This is a genomic window from Burkholderia stagnalis, from assembly GCF_039848545.1.
GTDB lineage: Bacteria > Pseudomonadota > Gammaproteobacteria > Burkholderiales > Burkholderiaceae > Burkholderia > Burkholderia stagnalis.
Genome location: NZ_CP156687.1, coordinates 327,707 through 345,792 on the forward strand (window position 1 = coordinate 327,707; position 18,086 = coordinate 345,792).

Sequence of the window (18,086 nt, forward strand, 5' to 3'; positions counted from 1 at the left end):
AATGAGGCGAAAGGCAGGAATGCGCGTGCGGCATGCCCCGCGACGATTGCATTGTAGGCAGGCGATGCGCGCTTGCGCCGTGCATCGCGGGTGAATTAAGGAGATTTAAGGATATTTCAGCCGGACGTTGCTAGCATGAAAAAGACGCCGAAAAGCTCGGCGGCGCCGATGCGGCGACACACGCTTGCCGTGCGTCCGACGCATCGGTTATGCGGCGAAAGCCGGCCTGCCCGTAACGTTTTGATGATTGAGAGGATGGAGTCAACATGAGCAACCCGAAACTCGAAGTACTTACCCCGGACAACTGTCAGATGATTTTCATCGACCAGCAGCCGCAAATGGCATTCGGCGTGCAGTCGATCGACCGGCAAGTGCTGAAGAACAACGTGGTCGCGCTGGCGAAGGCGGCAAAAACCTTCGACATCCCGACGATCATCACGACCGTCGAGACCGAGAGCTTCTCGGGCTACACGTATCCGGAGCTGCTCGACGTGTTCCCGGATCACCCGCTGCTCGAGCGGACCTCGATGAACTCGTGGGACGACCAGAAGGTGCGCGACGCGCTCGCGAAGAACGGCCGCAAGAAAGTGGTCGTGTCGGGCCTGTGGACCGAAGTGTGCAACAACACGTTCGCACTGTGCGCGATGCTCGAAGGCGGCTACGAGATCTACATGGTGGCCGACGCATCGGGCGGCACGACGAAGGAAGCGCACGACTTCGCGATGCAGCGCATGATTCAGGCCGGCGTCGTGCCGGTGACCTGGCAGCAGGTGATGCTCGAATGGCAGCGCGACTGGGCGCGCCGCGGCACCTACGACGCCGTGATGGCGATCGCGAAGGAGCATTCGGGCGCGTACGGGATCGGCGTCGACTACGCGTACACGATGGTGCACAAGGCGAAGCAGCGTACCGCGAACGCCCACGAGATCATCCCGGCGGTGCACGCGAAGTAAGGACGGCGGGCCGGGCTCGCCCGGCTCGAACCGTGAACACGTGAAGAAGCTGCCGCGTCGGCGACGCGGCAGCTTTTTTTATCGCCGCGCGGCGCGAGGCGCGCGGCGGGAGACGGGAGCAATCAGCGCGGCGTGCTGTCGGGCGCGCTGCCCGGTGCAACGCTGCACGCGCGGCCGATCATCACGAGCAGCGGCGGCAGGAACAGGCACCACAGCCCGGCCGCCAGATAGAGGCCGGCCGCCGCGCCGCAACCGGCGGCGAACGCGGCGACGCTGACGGCCATCTTCCGCAGGCGCGCATCGTCGCCCGGCTTGCGCGGCGTGTGCGAACCGATGCGCTCGCCGAGCGAGATCATGATCTGCGTGACGGTGCCCGTCATCAGCGTGGTGGGCGGCGCGTCGGACAGATGCAGGCGGTGCAGCGCGTTCTGCACGGCCATCGCGACGACGAGCGTCATGCCGGTCGCGAGCGCGGGCAGCGCATCGCTGTCGGGAAACGGCCCGACGGATACCGCGAGCGCCGCGCCGCCCGTCAGCAGCGCGGCCTGCGCGAGCAGCATCACGCGCAGCGCGTCGGCGCCGCGTGCGTTCAGCCGGTTCGCGCAGACAGTGGCGAGCACGATCGCGACGCAGAACACGGGCAGCGCCGCGAGTTTCGCGATCGCGCCTGACGTGCCGGACACGAGCGTCGCGCCGAGCGTGACGAAGTTGCCGGTCACGTGTGCGGTAAAGAGCCCTTGCAGCGCGAGAAAGCCCGCGGTATCGACGAAGCCGCCGTTGAAGCTCAGCAGCACGGGCAGTCGGGTGTCGTTCATGGTGATTCCTGGTGATGCCTGGTGGTCGGCGGTTCGGTGGGTGCCGGGCTGGCACGCCGAGGATAGGCGACCCGTCGCGCGCCGTCACATGAAACGTTCTGAATGCGTCCCCGCCGCCGGAATTTTCATAACGATTAACTTGCATTGCGCCGTGCGATGGGCTATGCGCCGGCGCAAGCGTCGGTTCAGCGCCCCGCGCCGCGCCGCCACGCGCCGGGGGCATGGCCGACGACCTTCGCGAACACGCGGCTCAGGTGGCTCTGGTCCGCGAATTCGCACGCCGCGGCGATTTCGGCGAGCGTCATGGCGGTCGTTTCGATCAGCCGCCGCGCCTCGGCTACGCGCTGATCGAGCAGCCACTGGTGCGGCGTGCGGCCGGTGGTCCGCGAGAACGCGCGGATGAAATAACCGCGCGACAGGTTGCACGCCTGCGCGACATCCGCGAGCGACACGCCGGCGTTCGCCTTCTGCATCAGCAGTTCCTTCGCGCGCGCCAGGTGCGCGGGCGACAGCGTGCCCTTGCGCGCGAGGTCGCGCTGGGCCGCGCTGCCGTAGCGGCGCGCGAGGTGCGTGCCGATGGCAAGCCCCATCTGCTCGACGAACAGCGTATTGAGCGCGCCCGGCACGTCGAGGCTGTCGGCAACCGCATGCGCGAGATGGCCGAGGAGCGGGTCGCGCGCGTCGGCCGCGCAGGTCAGGCCGCCGATGGGCGCGCCGCCGTGTTCGTCGCCGAGGCGGTCGAGATACGCGCGTGACAGCTCCACGAGCACGAAATCGAAATTGCCGTAGAGGTCCGCGTGGAAATGCTCGGAAAAGTCCCGGATGTAGATCGAGTGATGGCGGAACGACCGTTCCGCGCTGCGCGCACCCCGATACAACGTGCGTCGATGCCCGTCGTTCAGCGAAACGCCGACCAGGAAGCCGCGGTCGCAGGCGGGCATCACGATGCGCTCGAATTGCTCGCTGGGCATGCACTTGCGATGCAGCGTGAGGCCGTCCGCGACATGTTCGACATCCCTCGACAGCAGGCCCGCCACGCATCCGAGCGTGTCCTTGGGCGGCGGTGCGGGGGGCGCGGCGAGTGAAGGCGACATGGCGCGGAATCCTTGAAGGGGAGCGAACAATCCGGCGGCCAGTTTATACGGGACGCGTGACAGCCCCAAGCATAATTGAACGAAAATCCGCGGCGTGCCCCCCACACAGTGGACTTTCGTTCAAGACAGGCGGCCCGCGGCTGCTTACAGTCGGGTTGCACACGTGGCAATGCCAGTCACGATCGTGCGTCAGGGGGCGCAGGGCGCCGATTCCCGGCCCGATGCCGCAGCGTTCGGCGGGCCATCGTCGAAAGGTCGCCGGAGGCAGCCATGATCCAGATCGGGACGTTGTCGGTGGATTTCGAACAGCGCGACATTCGCCGCCACGGCATGCCGCTGCGCATCGGCGCGCGCGCGTTCGACATTCTCGAGGTGCTGCATCGCGCGGCCGGTCGCGTCGTGTCGAAGGACGACATCATGGACGCCGTCTGGCCGGGCGTAATCGTCGAGGAGAACTGCCTCCAGGTGCACGTCGCCGCGTTGCGCAAGCTGCTCGGCGACCGCCGCGACCTGATCAAGACCGTGCCCGGCAGGGGCTACATGCTGGTGGCCGGCCCGCGCGCGGATGCACCGGCGGCTCGGCCGGAGCACGCGCCGCTGCGCGGCGACGGCCTGCCTTCCTCATTCGCGCCGCTGATCGGGCGGCAGGCCGAGATCGGCCAGATCGTCGACATGCTCGACCGGATGCCGGTCGTCACACTGGTCGGCGCCGGCGGCATCGGCAAGACGAGCCTCGCCGCGCACGTCGCCCGCGACCTGCGGCGCCGCGCGCGCGACACCGTGCATTGGGTGGAACTCGCGCGCGCCACGACGCGCGACGACGTGCTGCGCGCGCTCGCCGCCGCGCTCGACATGGCCGGCCACGATGACCCGGGCATCGACGGCATCGCCGACGCGCTCGCCGCGTCGCGCTGCCTGGTGGTGCTCGACAACGCCGAGCACGTCGTCGACGTGGTTGCCGGTCTCGTCGACGCGCTCGCGGCGCGCATCGCGACGCTGCGGATGCTCGTGACCAGCCGCGAGCCGCTGCACGTCCCGGCCGAGCAGATGTTGCGCGTTGCGCCGCTCGCCGTGCCCGCCAGCGGCGCGCGAGCCGACGAGATCGCCGGCTGTTCCGCGGTCCAGCTGTTTCTTTGCCGCGTCCGCGCGGCGACGGCCGATTGCGCGCCCGACGAAGCCGGCATCCGGCTGGCCGGGGACATCTGCCGGCGTCTCGAGGGGCTGCCGCTGGCGATCGAACTGGCGGCCGCGCGCGTCGCGACGCTCGGCATCGAAGGCGTCGCCACGCGCCTCGACGACCGCCTGAACCTGCTGACGGGCGGCTTGCGAGCCGCGCTGCCGCGCCACCAGGCGCTGCGCGCGACGTTCGACTGGAGCCATGCGCTGCTGAGCCCCGCGGCGCGCGCGCTGTTTCGGCGCCTCGGATGCTTCTTCGGCCCGTTCACGTTCGATGCCGCGTGCGCGGTGGCGGCGGTATTCGGTACGCCGATCGAGGAGACCATCGGCGGGCTCGGCGAGCTGGTCGCGAAGTCGCTGTTGAGCGTCGAGTTCCGTACCGCCCGCGCGCAGTACCGGCTCAGCGAATCGACCCGCGCGTATGCACTGGAAAAGCTGCGCGCCGAGGGGGAATTCGAACGCGTCGCCGTATGCCATGCGCGCTACGCGCGCGAGCGGGCGGGCGAAAAGGCGTTGGCCGGGCCGGCATCGATGCCGGTATTGCAGCGGGAATTTCAACGGGAATGGCAGCCGGCAGGCACCGCGCCGCCGCCGCGCCGGCACGCGTGAGCGAATTCGGCGCGCGCCGGCAGGCGCTCGCGGCGCCCGAGGCGCCCGGGCGTCGCCGCGAGCGCCGGCGCGTTACGCCTTCAGGAACGCGAGCAGTTCGGCGTTGATCTTGTCGGCGTCGACGACGCACATCCCGTGCGAGCCGCCGGGGATCACCTTGAGCTGCGCCTTCTTCACGAGCTTCGCCGACAGGTGCGCGGAATGATCGATCGGCACGATCTGGTCGTCGTCGCCGTGCAGGATCAGCGTCGGCACGTCGATCTTCTTCAGGTCTTCCGTGTAGTCGACCTCGGAGAATTCCTTGACGCACAGATACTGGCCGAGAATGCCGCCCATCATCCCCTGCGCCCAGAATGCGTCGATGGTGCCCTGCGACACCTTTGCGTTCGGCCGGTTGAAGCCGAAGAACGGCACCGCGAGATCCTTGTAGAACTGCGAGCGGTTCTCGGCGACGTTCTTGCGGATGCCGTCGAACACGTCGATCGACAGGCCGCCCGGGTAGGCGGCCGTGTTCGCCATGATCGGCGGCACCGCGCCGATCAGCACCGCCTTCGCGACGCGCCTGGTGCCGTGGCGGCCGATGTAGTGCGCAACTTCGCCGCCGCCCGTCGAATGGCCGACCAGCGTGGCTTCGCGCAGGTCGAGCGCGTCGAGCAGCGCGGCGAGATCGTCGGCATAGGTGTTCATGTCGTTGCCGTGCGACGGCTGGCCCGAGCGGCCGTGGCCGCGGCGGTCGTGCGCGATCACGCGGTAGCCGTGCTGCACCAGGAACAGCATCTGCGCGTCCCATGCATCGGCGCACAGCGGCCAGCCGTGCGAGAAGACGACCGGGCGGCCGGCGCCCCAGTCCTTGTAGTAGATCTGCGTGCCGTCTTTCGTCGTGATGGTGTTCATGGCATGGGCTCCGTGATGGGCAGAAGGGGCGGCGGCCTGTTTCGGCGCGCCGGCGGCAGTGGCCGCGGTGGGCAGCGCGGCGGCGGCGACGGCCGTCGCGCCGGCGAACAGCATCTCGCGACGCCGGGTCGATTCGACGGCGTCGGTTTGCGTGGAACGCATGGGGTCTCCTTGAGCGTGCGGCGGAACGACACCGCGTGAAACGATGATGAAGGTGATCGGTGCGTGGCAACCTCGCCCGACAACCGCAAGGCGCTCGCTGTCACGATGCGACGATGCGATCGCGACGGATACGAACACAGCGGGGAGGCTACACGTCAGCCCCCCGGCGTGTACTGAAGCGACCTGAAATTTCTTGAACGCGCGCACGGATTCGAGGGGTGATTCGGATTCCTGTCGGCGGTGTCGGAAGCGCGGCCAGAACGATTCAGATTCGCTAAAGGACTTTTCATCGCGCAACGGTTATCGTCGCCCCGTGTCGGCCCACGCCGCGCTGCCGGTGCCGGACAGCGACGCGAACGGGGGGCTGCGCCATTTCCAAGGACACGCCGCCATGAACGAATTCAGCCGTTGGGCGCGGATGATCACGCTGCTCGACGCATCTCCCGAGACCGGACGTGCAATGCCGCCATCGCTGCGCGATGCGAGCGGCGCGGGCTACCGCCGCCGCAACGCCGCGCCGGTGCCGTCGAGCGGCAGCACGCGCCGTCGGGCCACGGTCGTCGCCGCCGAGCGGCAGACCGGCTCGGCGGTGCTGCTGTCGTGGAGCGACGCGACGCGCTTTCGCTACGACGAACAGCGCTGGATCAGCGCGAAGTCCCGCAAGCGCAGCTGCTGCGCGCTGAGCGGGCGGTCGATCCGGATCGGCGACGCGGTCTACAAGCCGCAGTGCCGGGGCGAGAAACTCCCGGCCAACTGCGCGGACATGATCCTCGCGACGGAAATCGACAGCCTCATCCTCCGCTTCAACCGTCAGCGGTGACGCTCGCCGGGCTTCGTTCACGCGCGCCCGCGGAACTAGTCCTGCCAGTTCGAGCCGAGCACCCGGCCGCAGAAGTTCATGCGGCGGTAGTTCGGGTCGTACCGCTCCTGCACGTCGTCGCCGATGCTGCCGAAGGTCGTCGCCGTGCGCTGCGCGAGGCCTTCGGCGAGCGCTTCGAGGAACAGCTCCTTGAAGCCTGCGCCGCGCGGCCACGCGCACAGCACGGCATCGCGCTCGGCGCGCGTGACTTCGTCGAAGTGCGCGCCGAACAACTCGGTTTCGACGCCCGTGCCGAGCAGCGCCGTGAGCGGCGCCATGTGCGAATGGAGGCCGAATGCGGTATGCAGCGCGATCGCCTGCCACGCGTCGGCCGAGTCCGTCGGCGGCACGCCGTGTTCGGCGAGGAACGTGCGCGCGGCATTCGCACTGTCGATCTCGAAGCGCTGGCATGAATGCCGGTAACGCTCCGTCAGGCCGACGAGATGAAACAGCGCGGCGACGTACAGCAGGTCGGAATCGAACGCCAGCGTGCGGCGCCGGCCGATGAGCGACGCGAACAGGAACACCCGCATCGCGTGCCGGTACAGGATCTCCGGCTCCTGCGCGGCCACCGTCGCGGCTGCCGCGCATGCGAGTGCGCTGTCGGGAATCGGGATGCCGGCGACGCTTCGTCCCATCGTCGTCGTCCTCAGCGGGCGAACCGGGCGGCCATCGCGCGCGCGCGGCGGTCGTGCCGCGCGGCAATGCCGCTGTCGAAGGCGATCGTGTCGGCGGTCGGTGCGTCGTTCATTTGGGTGGGTAGGTCCGGTGTCGGTGAAAGGAACGCCGCCGGCGCGCACCGGCGCGAGCGGGCCGTTGTGCCGTCGCTGTGCTGCAGTGTGCGCGGCCGTCCACCGAAAGTCCTGCGCAAAACCTGAATCGTTCTGAAGCGGAAGCGAAGCACCGCACGGCAGCGGCGCGGAATTGCCGGTTCACGGCTGGAATATGAATGCATGGGTAAATTCGAATATTCATTCGTATAAAGCATGCGCGGCTGTCGCGCCATTCAGCCGATTAAAATGATCTTCGGAATGAAATACCGGGAAGCACGCCGGACGCTGAAATATTGCCCGAAAACTCGGCAGACCCGCGTCAACGCAGGGCATGTCCGGATTGCCGCACTGCGTCATTTCAATAAATTTGATCAGTGGGTTCTGAATATTTAAAGCATGGAAACGTGCATAAGACGTAGCATCGATAGCCTGACCGGCGGCATGCCGCGCCTGCCGCCGTTGACTCATTTCAGGAAAGACCGAATCGCCATGATCCACATTGGAGCACTTCAAGTCTTTCTCGATAGACGTGAAATCCGCGCGAACGGCGAGCCGTTGCGGATCGGCAGCCGAGCCTTCGACATTCTCGAGCTGCTGATCCACGCGAATGGCGCGCTGGTATCGAAGGACGACATCATGCAGCGCGTGTGGCCGCGCACGGTGGTCGAGGAAAACAACCTGCAGGTGCATATCGCCGCGCTGCGCAAGGCGCTTGCCGATGATCGCGACCTGATCGTGACCGTCCCGGGCCGCGGCTATCGGCTCGCGCTCCGCCGCGACGACGATGCGCCGCGCGCGCCGGACGAGCCGCCGGCGCCGCGCGACGCGCTGCCGCGGTGCGCCGTCGCGTCGTCCGCGCTCATTGGCCGGGAGCAGACGATCGCGGAAGTGATCGCCGCGCTCGATGCCGCGAGCGTCGTGACGCTGGTCGGCGCGGGCGGCATCGGCAAGACCCGCGTCGCGGTGGAGGTGGCGACGCAGGTCGCCGCCCGCTTCGCCGACGGCGTCGCATTCGTGCCGCTGGCGGCCGTGTCGGACCCGCGTTTCGTGCCCGATGCGCTCGCCGCCGCGCTCGGCATCGACGAGCCGACGGGGCCGGCCACGCTCGACGCCCTCGTCGCCCACCTCGCCGATCGCCGGATGCTGCTCGTGCTCGACAACTGCGAGCACGTGATCGATGCGGTCGCGCAGCTCGCCGGCGCGCTCGCGGACGCCCACCTGGACCTGCGCATCCTCGCGACGAGCCGCGAGGCGCTGCGCATTCGCGGCGAATGGTTGCGCCCGGTGCCGCCGCTGAACGTGCCCGGCGAAGCCGACGGTTGCGACGCGATCCTGGCGACGAGCGCGGTGCAGTTGTTCATCGCCCGCGCGCGTGCCGCCGACCAGGGCTTTCCGCTCGATACGCGCGGCCTGCTGCTGATTTCGGCGATCTGCCGGCGCCTCGACGGCCTGCCGCTCGCGATCGAGCTGGCGGCGGCCCGTGCGGCGCTGTTGGGCGTCGACGTGCTGGCGACGCATCTCGACGACCACTTCCGGCTGCTGACGGGCGGCTTCCGGACCGCGCTGCCGCGCCACCAGACGCTGCAGGCGATGTACGACTGGAGCTACCGGCTGCTCGACGAGCACGAGCGCATGCTGCTGCGCTGGCTTGGCGTGTTCCGCGACAGCTTCTCGCTCGAGGCAGTCGAGCACGTCGTCGAAGGCGGTGTGCTGTCGGGCACGGCGATCCTCGACGCGGTGGCCGGCCTGGTCGCGAAATCGCTGCTGATCCGCGAGGACGCGCGCGGCGCGCCGCGTTACCGGCTGCTCGCGACGACGCGCGCCTATGCGCTTCGGCAACTCGAGAACAACGGCGAATGCAAGGCCGCGGCGCTCGCGCATGCGCGTTTCTTCCACACGCTGTTCATGCAGGCGCCGGCGGGCCGATTCGACGCGCGGGCGTCCGCCTGGCTCGAGGCTGTCCGGCACGAGCTCGGCAACCTGCGCGCCGCGCTCGACTGGGCCTTCTCGCCGAGCGGCGACAAGACGGTCGGCATCGCGCTGGCGGCGGTCGCGGTGCCGTGCCTGTTCGACCTGTCGCTCGTCGACGAATGCTGCGAGCGGGCGCGCGTCGCGCTGGCCGCGGCGCGCGATCCGGACGTCGGGCCGGTGTCCGACGACACGCGGATGCGCCTGCTCGCCGCGTTTGCGGTCGCGCTGGCCTATACGGCGAACGCGACGCAGGCCGTGCACGCGGCCTGGTCGGAGGTGCATGGGCTCGCCGTCGCGGCGGGGAACGCCGAATACGAGCTGCGCGCGCTGTGGGGCCGATGGAGCGCGAGCCAGCAGGCCGGCGATGCGCGCGACGCATTGCGGTGGGCGCGCCGTCTGCGCACCCGGGCGCACGGAAGCGAACGTGGGTCGGCGAAGGTGCTCGCGTTACATGCCGAGGCAAGCGCGCTTCACTATGCGGGCGAGCAGGAAGCCGCGCACCGCAGGCTCGAGCAGATGCTGAGCGTGTGCGCGTACGGCGAACGGCGCTGGCACGAGGCCGGCCTGCACCCCGAGCACGGGATCGTCGCGCAGGCGATGTTCGCCCGCGTGCAGTGGGCGCTCGGCGCGCCGGACGACGCGCTGCGCAGCGCGACGCAGGCGTTCGACCTCGCAAGGGATTACGCGCCCGACACCGTGATCGGTAACGTGCTGGCCGAGGGGCTGATCCCGGTCGCGCTGCTCGCCGGCGCGTTCGACGTGGCCGAGCGGGGCATTGCCGCGCTGCGCGCGTGCGCGAGCCGCGCGGGCTTTCGCGTATGGCTGGCCTGCTGCGATTGCTACGACGAATGCGTGAAGGCCGCGACCGGCGCGGGTGCGTCGCGGGCGGCGCCGTTCCGTGCCGCGCTCGACGCGTTGTCGGAAACGGGCTATGGCGCGCCGCGGACGTTCCTGCTCGCACAATACGCGCGCTACGTCGCCGCCGACGGTCGCGCGGAGGAAGCGAAGGCCGTGCTCGACGCCGCGTTGCAGCGCTGCGAAGAAACGGGCGAACGCTGGCTCGTCGCGGAACTCATGCGGCTCGGCGGCACGCTCGCCGGCATCGAGCGGCCGGCCGCCGCCGCGCAAAGCGTGGCGACCTGACGGCCGTTTCGGTCAGAGGCTTTGGGTGAACCGCTCGATCAGGTCCGGGCGGTCGAACTGCTCGATCCACCAGCCCAGCGCGCGGCCGACCTCGTCGTCGCGCCACGCGAGGAAGCATTGCGTGACGTCCCGCATCCCGGTGACCGTGCGGGCGACGAGCTTGCCGTCGGCGATCTCGCGATCGGCGATGCACGCCGGCAGCGCGCCGACGCCGAGGCCTTCGCATTGCGCGGCGACCTTGGCGGCGAGGCTCGACACGGCGAGCACCTGCTGGCCGGGCTCGACGTCGATCGACCACGGCGCCAGCTCGCGCGACGTATCGCTGATGACGATGCGCCGATGGCGCGCGACGTCGGCCATCGTCAGCGGTTCCGGCTCGGCCGCGAGCGGGTGGTGCGGCGCGATCGCGAAGATGTGGCGCATCTCGCCGATCGGGCGCGTGACGATGTTCGCGAGCGCCGGCGGCTCGCCGGGCGCGCCGACGATCAGGTCGGCGCGGCGGGTGATCAGCGCGTCCCAGGAACCGCCGAGCACTTCGGTCGACAGGCGCAGGCGCGTGTCCATCTGCAGCTTGTCGAACGCATGGACGTACGGCCACAGCGCCGCGAACGGCATGATCTCGTCGATGCAGATGCGCAGTTCCGCTTCCCATCCCGACTGGATCCGCTGCGCCCGCATTTCGAGCTGGCCCGCGGCGAACAGCAGCCGCCGGCCTTCGTCGACGACCACGCGGCCGGCCTGCGTGAGCTTCGCCCGGCGGCCGCTGCGATCGAACAGCACCACGCCGAGATCGCTTTCGAGCTTCTGGACGAGATAGGTCAGCGCCGACGGGACGCGGTGCAGCAACTCGGCCGCTTCGGCGAACGTGCCGGTGCGGTCGATCGCGTCCAGTGCTTCGAGCGCTTCGAAGGAAAGCTTCATCTGGGAATTTCCGTGGAGAAAACGATGCACGCCCGAGCAGCCGGGCGTCAGGGATGCATGCTAACGCCCGATTGGGGCGGCGTACATATCGTCTGGAAAAAATCAGGCGTCGCGTGCGCGGCGGGTGCTGTCATTGCGGAATCGACTCTCGGCGTAGCGTATGCGTTGGCGCCCGCTCGATCAGCCTTCTATAGCGCTACAACGGAGACTCCGCCTTGACCGACTTTGCCAGCCCCAATCTCCGGTCGCGCGATTTCCGCGCGACGTCGCTGTTCCATGCGAAGCCCGGCTTCGTGGAATCGTGGCGTGATGACGACTGGATGATTCTCGAGCGGGGCGACCTGCTGCTGGCGTTTTTCCAGCATCCCGGCCGAAGCGGGAAGTGTGGGGCGGCAGAGTCGGCGCTCCGAGAGTGGGTGGTTAGAGGGACTACCGATGCTCAAGCTTCCCCATTTGCCGGCCCGACCGGTTTCGCGCCGGCTTGATGGCGAACGCCTGCCACGTAGAACAGGCAGCCCACCATGGAAAAAAACACCATGAAGTAGAACAGGGCGTTCGCGCCGAGCCCGCTGTTCAACAAGAACCCGCAGAAGACGGCATTCAGCCCGCCGCCCAGCATCGCAATGTTCTGGACGCCGAAATAGGCACCCTTCATGTCGGGGCGCGCGATCGCATCGATGAACAGGAATTCCGCAGGCACGATCAGGATCTCGCCGAGCGTGAAGAGGAGGGTTCCGGCGATCCAGACGGCGGGGAGCACGGAACGATCGTAAACCAGCAGCCCCGCTGCCAGCATGGCGCTGCCGGCCACCACGGCTGCCAGCATGTTGCGGGTGGATATCCGGCGCCCCACCAGGTATTGCAGCAGGATGACGGTTGCGGCGTTGACCGCGGTGATCAGCGACACGCGTTCCATGGCCTGTGCCTCGAACGTCACGCGCCCGAGATACTGGGAAAGGTAGGTGGCGAATCGCGCGTAGACGAGCGAGCTGAAAAATCCGCCCAGGGTGAACAGCTGCAAGCGCGTATCGCTGGCGAGCACGGCCAGGATCTCCCTTGCTCCGAGGCGATCCCGCGCCTGCGGGCCGGCCGTGTTCGCATCGATGCGGTAGCGTTGGAAATGGACGATCAGGATGGCCAGGGCCGCCACGATCAAGCCGGCGGACACCAGCATCGGAAGCCGCGGCGAGACACGGCTGATCGCGATGCCGGCCACCGGCGCGGTGCAGAACGCGACGTTGATGATCGTGTAGTTGGCCGAAAATGCGGCGCTTCGCTGCTGTTCCGGCAGCAGGCCGGTGAGCAGGGATTTGATCGACAGGTGCATGGTCGTGAACGACAGCTCGATGAGCGTCAGGTAGACGAACACGAACCAGAACCCGCTGGTCGTCGGGATCAGCGCATAGATCACGGCGGATGCCACGATCACGAGCAGCAGCGCGCGCAGCGGCGTGAAACGGTCGACCAGGATCCCGCAATAGACGCCGCCCAGCGTCGCGATCATCAGGGGAAAGCCCAGGACATAGCCCACCTGCAAGGGAGAAAACCCCAGGCTCGTCGACAGGTAGATCGGAAAGAAGGTGAAGGTCAGGGCGCGGCCGAAATTCAGCAGGAAGGCCAGCGCGTACAGAGGCCAGAGTATCGGGGGCTTGGTCATTGGGCACTCGCTCCCTCGAGTTGACGCGGGCCCGGACAGAGCGTCGCTTCGATCACGGCATCGTCTCCAGGACGATCTCGCGCAGATCCTCGACCAGACGCACCTTGCCGCTGACCGGGCTGCGAACCAGCGTGTCCCGCGCCACCTGGACGACCTCCACCTCGAACTGCAGCAGTTGTTCGGAGATCATGCCGTGCGATTGCAGTGCCGGCAGCGTATCGATCAGATGCTGTCTCAGCGCGGCCGTATCGAGGCTTTCCGGCGATTCGATGTTGACCCGCAAGGTTTCGAACTGCTGATGGCGGCGGATGCTCAATTGCAACTGGATGATCGGCACGTGTGTGAGGGCGTCGGCGACGTCCTGGTGATAGAGCGCCTGGCGGTCATTGACGATGATCAGCCCGTCGCTGCGGCCCAGGTATTCCAGAACGCGCCCTTGGGGATGGGGGACGATCCGGCCGACATCGCCGATCCGGTAACGAACCAGCGGATAGTCGAATTTTTGCCAGTTGGTGATCAGGATGTGCCCTTGCTGGCCGTCCGGCAGCGGTTTCCCGTCGTCGTCGACGATCTCGACATAGTTGTAGTCGTCGACCAGGAGATGCGCGGCGCCGCCGAGGTCTGCGCTCTGGTAGCCGATCTGCGCGCCGTCATTGGCGGCGAGGATGCTGCGCACCACGCTCGTGCCGAATTCGTCCCTTAGCCAGCGCTTGCGGCTTTCCTGCCAGGCCGCGCCGCCGTAGATGACCTTGTCGATCCGGAATGCGGGATCGATGCGCTTGGCGCCGCTCAGCAGCGTTTCGAGCAGGCTGGGAATGCCGATGATGACGTTGACGCCGAACGCCTGCCGTAAATGGACCAGTTCTTCGGGTGTCACATTCTGGCCGACGGTGTAGGACTCCACCGGCATCTGCGCGAGTTCCTGCGAACTGGTCAGCATGCCCCCGTACAGATGTCCGCCGTACAGGGTGTTGACGACCTTGTCGCCCGGCGTCAATCCGGAGTCGTACAGCATTTGCACGGCTTCCTGGAGCATGCTCTGCCAGTCGTGCTGCGAGTACGGGATGTAGCGCTTCTTTCCGCCGCTGGAGTCCCCGTCCATTCCGGAGTCGTACAGCATTTGCACGGCTTCCTGGAGCATGCTCTGCCAGTCGTGCTGCGAGTACGGGATGTAGCGCTTCTTTCCGCCGCTGGAGCCGGAGACCAGCACCTCGCCGGTAGGCAGCGCACCGGCGCCCATGCCGCGTCCGTGGGGTGGCGAATGCGCTTCCAGCTCGGCCTTGCCCAGTACCGGAACGTCGCTGAATCGCGCCAGCGTGTCGGGAAACGTCGAGCCGCGATAGTAGGACAACTGCCGGATCTTGTGAAACAGGAAGCGCGCACGGCTGTCGAGGCGCAGCGCCTTTCGGGCGGCGCTCTGCTCCCGGCGTGCATCGCTCAGCGATATGCCGGCCAGGCGTGTCCGGTCGACCAATGCGGCGCTCCAGGCATGCGACAAGTCCAGCTCCAGCGGATAGGGCGTGGCGGCACCCGGTGCAATTCGATAGCGAATCGACGGGGCGCCGACGTCCTCGTCATCCGGCAATTGCAACGGCGGAACCTCGACGAGAATCGCGTCGTCTTGCGATGCAGGGTTCAGTGAGAACGCGAATGGCAGAAAAACGTGCTGTCGCACCGCAGCGGCCGCCGACTCGATGGCTTCCCAGAATGAAACGAATTCGCTGGTCACCGCCACGCGATTCCCGGTCAGCCATGCCAGCAGCACGCCGCGCCACTGGGCCGGCAGGCTGCGGCTGCTGATCGTGACGGCGCCGCGCGGGCGCAGCTCCGTCACGTCGTTGCGATCGGCATGGTAGACCCAGGGCAGGGCATGCAAGTTGCCGAGGCCGCGCCAGACGGCCTGTTCGAGCGCGAGCGAATCGAATAGCGAGGCAATCTCGGCGATCTGCCGCGGCGTCAGTTGCCGGCGCCAGCGAGGCTCGTCCCGCAGGGCGTCGAACAGCGAGGAGAGCGTGATGATGCGATCGGTAATGTCGTGCATGGGGAAAGTCCGGGCAAGCGATTGAACGGATAGGGCGGCTGCAGATGGCTCAGCGGCCGGCTGGCGGGCCGATGCGTTGCAAACAATGGCAAAGAAAGTGCTCGAGCTGTTCCGGCGAGTCCGCTCGCGCCACCAGCGAAAGCGGAATCAGCGCCTCGTCGTAGGTCAGCTGCTCCGCGGGGAGGTCATTACGCTGCAGCTCGACCAGCAGCGGGCTTTGGGCGACGTCGTCGGGCACCGCGAGCTCGGGCCGCTCGTGACGGTGGTGGCCGGGATAAAGCAGGAATCCGTAGTAGGACGAGGATGCGGCGTGCGCTGCCGGGGCCGGCAGCTTCAGGTAGTCGCTGAGCTCGATCGAGGGCAGGTGGACCCCGGTCCGCAACTGATGCGTTTCTACAATGCGGGCGCCGCCGAGACGGTTGGCCGCCTCGAGGAAGATGCATGCCTCGCCGTTGAAGAACGCCTCGATATGGATGCAGCCGTGCCGGATGCCGAGGGCTTCGACGACTTGCCGGGAGAACGTCTCGAATACAGGATTCGGCGCCACCTGGAACGAGCCGACCGGCTCGCCGGACAGGTAGGCGAGCGGGGTGTTGATGTAACGGCTGGCCAGGAAGTGTTCGATCTTGCCGTCGACGACCACGCCGTCGAAGTGATAAAGCGGCGCGTCGATATACTCCTCGATTTCATGGCCTGCCCAGCCGTGCTGGCATTCGAGGTAGTCGATCGCCTGCTCGAAGCTGTCGTGCACGACGATGCCGCGACTCGACGCCCCGTCGCGCGGTTTGCTGATCGTCCTGCCATGCCACTTCCGGCCCGGCACATCCTCGGGCCGTTCGATGAAGCGCGGATAGCGTATGACGCCCGCCTCCGCGATGCGCTGCTTCATCTTGACCTTGTCACGCACCAGCTCGATTTGCTCGTAGGCCGGCCCGGCGATGCCGAGCGCCGTCCGAATCCGGCACGCTTCGAGGATGCCGTATTCGGACAACGCGATCACGGCGTGAAAGCCGTCGTCAGGCGAGACGTGCGTCAGCACCGCTTGAACCAGATCGTGTTCGGCATCGGGCGACAAGGCGATCCGGCGGCAAGGCAGCCCGGCCGGCAAGTCGCGCAAGTGTTTGTCGAGCCCGATATAGGTGAGCGCGTGTTCGCGATGGTCGAGCACGAGGTCGTAGCGCATTTTCTTGAACGGCGCCTGATGCAGGATCAGGATTTTCATTGCGATACCTCCAGCAGCGACATGCCCCAGCTGAAACCCATCGCGCTCGTCGCCATCGCCACGATGTCACCGGATCTCAGCCGGCCGGCCTGGAGCAGCTGGCGCAGCGCGATCCAGTTGTCGCCGCCGCCGAGATGGCCGTCGAGGTGATAGTTGAAGACGCTGCGTTCGGCCGGAAAGTCGAGTCTCTCCAGCAGGCTCTCGTGGACGCCCTGGTCTCCCTGGTTGATCAGCAGGTAGTGCACTTCGTCGAGCGCGAGCGCGGCGCGCGACAGGCAGAGGCCGAGCAACTCGGTAAATGCATCGATGTAGCGCTGCCGCAGGCCCTTGCGCTCGTAGCGCTTCCTGACCAGCGTTCGGCCGTCGCGCAGCTGTCCCTGGTACATGTCGCACCAGGAAGGGTCGGTCCGCATCTCGCAGGCTCGCAGCGTCAGCAGGGGATGATCCGCGCCGATCAGCAGAGCCGTTGCGCTGTCGCCGAAGTTGAACAGCGCGCTGGATTGCGCATCGGCGCGGTCGATGACGCGGCTCAGGCGGTCACAGATGATGACGAGCGCGGCCTGCTCCGGGTGCTCGGCCACCTTGTCGCGCGCAATGCCCAGACCGGTTGCGCCCGCGTTGCAGAAATTGACCACCTCGAAGCAGTGCGCGTGCTCGACGCCCAGTTCCGAGGCGACTTTCGCGGCGGGCGACCAGAACGGCGCGTCCCAGACGCCCGAGCCACAGTAGATGACCCAGCCGATGCGCGCGGTATCGATCGCCTGCCGCCCGATCACGGCGGCCGCCACTTCGGCTGCATAGTGCCAATCGGGAATCCCGGCATCGAACACCGATACCTTCGGCGCCGGCAGGATCTCGTCCAGCGCGCCGGGCGCCATTCCCGCCCAGCGGACCAGATCCTCGCGCGAGATGGCGCCTGTCGGCACGAGTGTCTCGAAATCGGTCACGCCGACAGCGCCGCTCATTTCACCGCCACGCGGTGCACGGTGCGCGCCTGATTGTCCTCGACGTGCGTGACCGCGTGATAGGCCGTTTCCGTTTTCCACAGCAGCAGGTCGCCCTTGGTCCACTTGTGGCGGTAGACGTAGCGGCTGTCGGTCACCAGTTCCTCCAGCAGCGTAAGGAAGTCATGGTTCTCGTTCGCATCGAAGCCGATCACGTAGTCTAGGTAATCCCTGGCGCCGTACAGGTAACGCCGCCCGGTTCGTGCGTCGAGCTTTACCAGGGGGTGCTCGACTGGCGGATGCAGTTTCTCCGCCTGCTGCATGATCTCGGCAATCGAGTAGCCGACGTGTTCGGGGCGCACCTTGAAGCGTTTGCGGACGGTATGCACAGCGTGGCGGCCGTCGATCTTCTTCTTCCAGGCCTCCGGCAGCCGGGCATAGACGTCGCGGGCGCTGGAAAACAGCGTATCGCCGCTCGATGCCGGAATGGTGATGCCGTGCAGCAGCGTATAGGTGGTCGGGTTGTCGGTGTATGACGAATCCTGGTGCCAGAAATTGCCTACGCGCGGCACGCCGTAAGCCTTGCCGTCGACGACTTCGTTCGACGAGATCATGATCTCCGGGTGTTCCGGATGGCGGTACTGGTTCATCACGAAGGGCACCGGCTCGCCGATCAGGCGCGCGAGCTCCACCTGTTCGCCCGGCGAGATCTCGAGATGCTTGAAGATCAGCAGTTCGTTGTCGTGCAGTGCCTGCAGCACCTGATCCCGGATCTCGGGGTTGCGGATATTGCGAATCGTGATGTCGTGAATTTCCGCGCCGACGTATTCGCTGACTTTCTCGATTTTCATG

Annotated in this window: 15 protein-coding genes and 2 pseudogenes; 5 read left to right on the forward strand and 12 right to left on the reverse strand. The window is 67.3% G+C overall.

Annotated features, from left to right (window positions below):
• Positions 1-266 precede the first annotated feature (266 nt).
• On the forward strand, positions 267-953 hold the full coding sequence (locus ABFO07_RS32155; protein ID WP_059566811.1) for a hydrolase: 687 nt from the start codon (positions 267-269) through the stop codon (positions 951-953).
• A 122-nt stretch (positions 954-1,075) separates the two neighbouring features.
• Here the strand turns inward: ABFO07_RS32155 and ABFO07_RS32160 are convergent, their stop codons facing one another.
• Positions 1,076-1,768, reverse strand: a complete 693-nt coding sequence (locus tag ABFO07_RS32160) for a YoaK family protein (protein WP_059806317.1) — start codon at positions 1,766-1,768, stop codon at positions 1,076-1,078.
• 185 nt (positions 1,769-1,953) lie between these two features.
• Positions 1,954-2,862 (reverse strand): helix-turn-helix domain-containing protein, encoded by a 909-nt coding sequence (locus ABFO07_RS32165; RefSeq protein ID WP_059806312.1) that lies wholly within the window; start codon positions 2,860-2,862, stop codon positions 1,954-1,956.
• A gap of 270 nt (positions 2,863-3,132) precedes the next feature.
• Here ABFO07_RS32165 and ABFO07_RS32170 point away from each other — a divergent pair.
• Positions 3,133-4,629 (forward strand): annotated as a pseudogene (locus ABFO07_RS32170) (ATP-binding protein); the annotation flags it as partial.
• A gap of 90 nt (positions 4,630-4,719) precedes the next feature.
• Here ABFO07_RS32170 and ABFO07_RS32175 read toward each other — a convergent pair.
• Positions 4,720-5,703: an alpha/beta fold hydrolase gene (locus tag ABFO07_RS32175; RefSeq protein WP_059566815.1), complete on the reverse strand. Its 984-nt coding sequence runs from the start codon at positions 5,701-5,703 to the stop codon at positions 4,720-4,722.
• 193 nt (positions 5,704-5,896) lie between these two features.
• Here ABFO07_RS32175 and ABFO07_RS32180 point away from each other — a divergent pair, with 193 nt between their 5' ends.
• A complete protein-coding gene (locus ABFO07_RS32180; protein WP_311732939.1) occupies positions 5,897-6,523 on the forward strand; it encodes a DUF3331 domain-containing protein in 627 nt (208 codons plus the stop codon).
• Positions 6,524-6,558: 35 nt separating this feature from the next.
• Here the strand turns inward: ABFO07_RS32180 and ABFO07_RS32185 are convergent, their stop codons facing one another.
• From ABFO07_RS32185 to ABFO07_RS32195, 3 genes are read right to left on the reverse strand one after another with little or no spacing between them, the layout of a single operon-like run.
• Positions 6,559-7,200 (reverse strand): hypothetical protein, encoded by a 642-nt coding sequence (locus ABFO07_RS32185; protein WP_059566817.1) that lies wholly within the window; start codon positions 7,198-7,200, stop codon positions 6,559-6,561.
• 11 nt (positions 7,201-7,211) lie between these two features.
• Entirely contained in the window at positions 7,212-7,517 is a 306-nt protein-coding gene (locus ABFO07_RS32190; protein ID WP_124518845.1) for a hypothetical protein, read from the reverse strand.
• A 16-nt stretch (positions 7,518-7,533) separates the two neighbouring features.
• Positions 7,534-7,848, reverse strand: a complete 315-nt coding sequence (locus tag ABFO07_RS32195; RefSeq protein ID WP_124518844.1) for a hypothetical protein — start codon at positions 7,846-7,848, stop codon at positions 7,534-7,536.
• Here ABFO07_RS32195 and ABFO07_RS32200 point away from each other — a divergent pair.
• Positions 7,825-10,449, forward strand: coding sequence for an ATP-binding protein (locus ABFO07_RS32200; RefSeq protein ID WP_347469917.1), 2,625 nt, complete (start codon positions 7,825-7,827; stop codon positions 10,447-10,449). The genes ABFO07_RS32195 and ABFO07_RS32200 overlap by 24 nt on opposite strands.
• Before the next feature lie 12 nt (positions 10,450-10,461).
• On the opposite strand, the gene ABFO07_RS32205 is transcribed toward ABFO07_RS32200, so the two are convergent.
• Positions 10,462-11,370, reverse strand: a complete 909-nt coding sequence (locus ABFO07_RS32205) for a LysR family transcriptional regulator (RefSeq protein ID WP_059806299.1) — start codon at positions 11,368-11,370, stop codon at positions 10,462-10,464.
• A 215-nt stretch (positions 11,371-11,585) separates the two neighbouring features.
• Between ABFO07_RS32205 and ABFO07_RS32210 the strand changes: the two are divergent.
• Positions 11,586-11,738, forward strand: a pseudogene (locus tag ABFO07_RS32210) (bleomycin resistance protein); the annotation flags it as partial.
• Between the two features lie 71 nt (positions 11,739-11,809).
• On the opposite strand, the gene ABFO07_RS32215 reads toward ABFO07_RS32210, so the two are convergent.
• From ABFO07_RS32215 to ABFO07_RS32235, 5 genes are read right to left on the reverse strand one after another with little or no spacing between them, the layout of a single operon-like run.
• Entirely contained in the window at positions 11,810-13,027 is a 1,218-nt protein-coding gene (locus ABFO07_RS32215; RefSeq protein ID WP_347469918.1) for an MFS transporter, read from the reverse strand.
• A 52-nt stretch (positions 13,028-13,079) separates the two neighbouring features.
• Entirely contained in the window at positions 13,080-15,068 is a 1,989-nt protein-coding gene (locus ABFO07_RS32220) for a phenylacetate--CoA ligase family protein (RefSeq protein ID WP_347469919.1), read from the reverse strand.
• A gap of 49 nt (positions 15,069-15,117) precedes the next feature.
• Positions 15,118-16,290: an ATP-grasp domain-containing protein gene (locus tag ABFO07_RS32225; RefSeq protein WP_059566822.1), complete on the reverse strand. Its 1,173-nt coding sequence runs from the start codon at positions 16,288-16,290 to the stop codon at positions 15,118-15,120.
• On the reverse strand, positions 16,287-17,255 hold the full coding sequence (locus tag ABFO07_RS32230; RefSeq protein ID WP_060149256.1) for a 3-oxoacyl-ACP synthase III family protein: 969 nt from the start codon (positions 17,253-17,255) through the stop codon (positions 16,287-16,289). The genes ABFO07_RS32225 and ABFO07_RS32230 overlap by 4 nt, the downstream gene beginning before the upstream one ends.
• Positions 17,252-18,085: a TauD/TfdA dioxygenase family protein gene (locus tag ABFO07_RS32235; protein WP_059566824.1), complete on the reverse strand. Its 834-nt coding sequence runs from the start codon at positions 18,083-18,085 to the stop codon at positions 17,252-17,254. Before ABFO07_RS32235 ends, ABFO07_RS32230 begins: the two co-directional genes overlap by 4 nt.
• Between the last annotated feature and the right edge of the window lies 1 nt (position 18,086).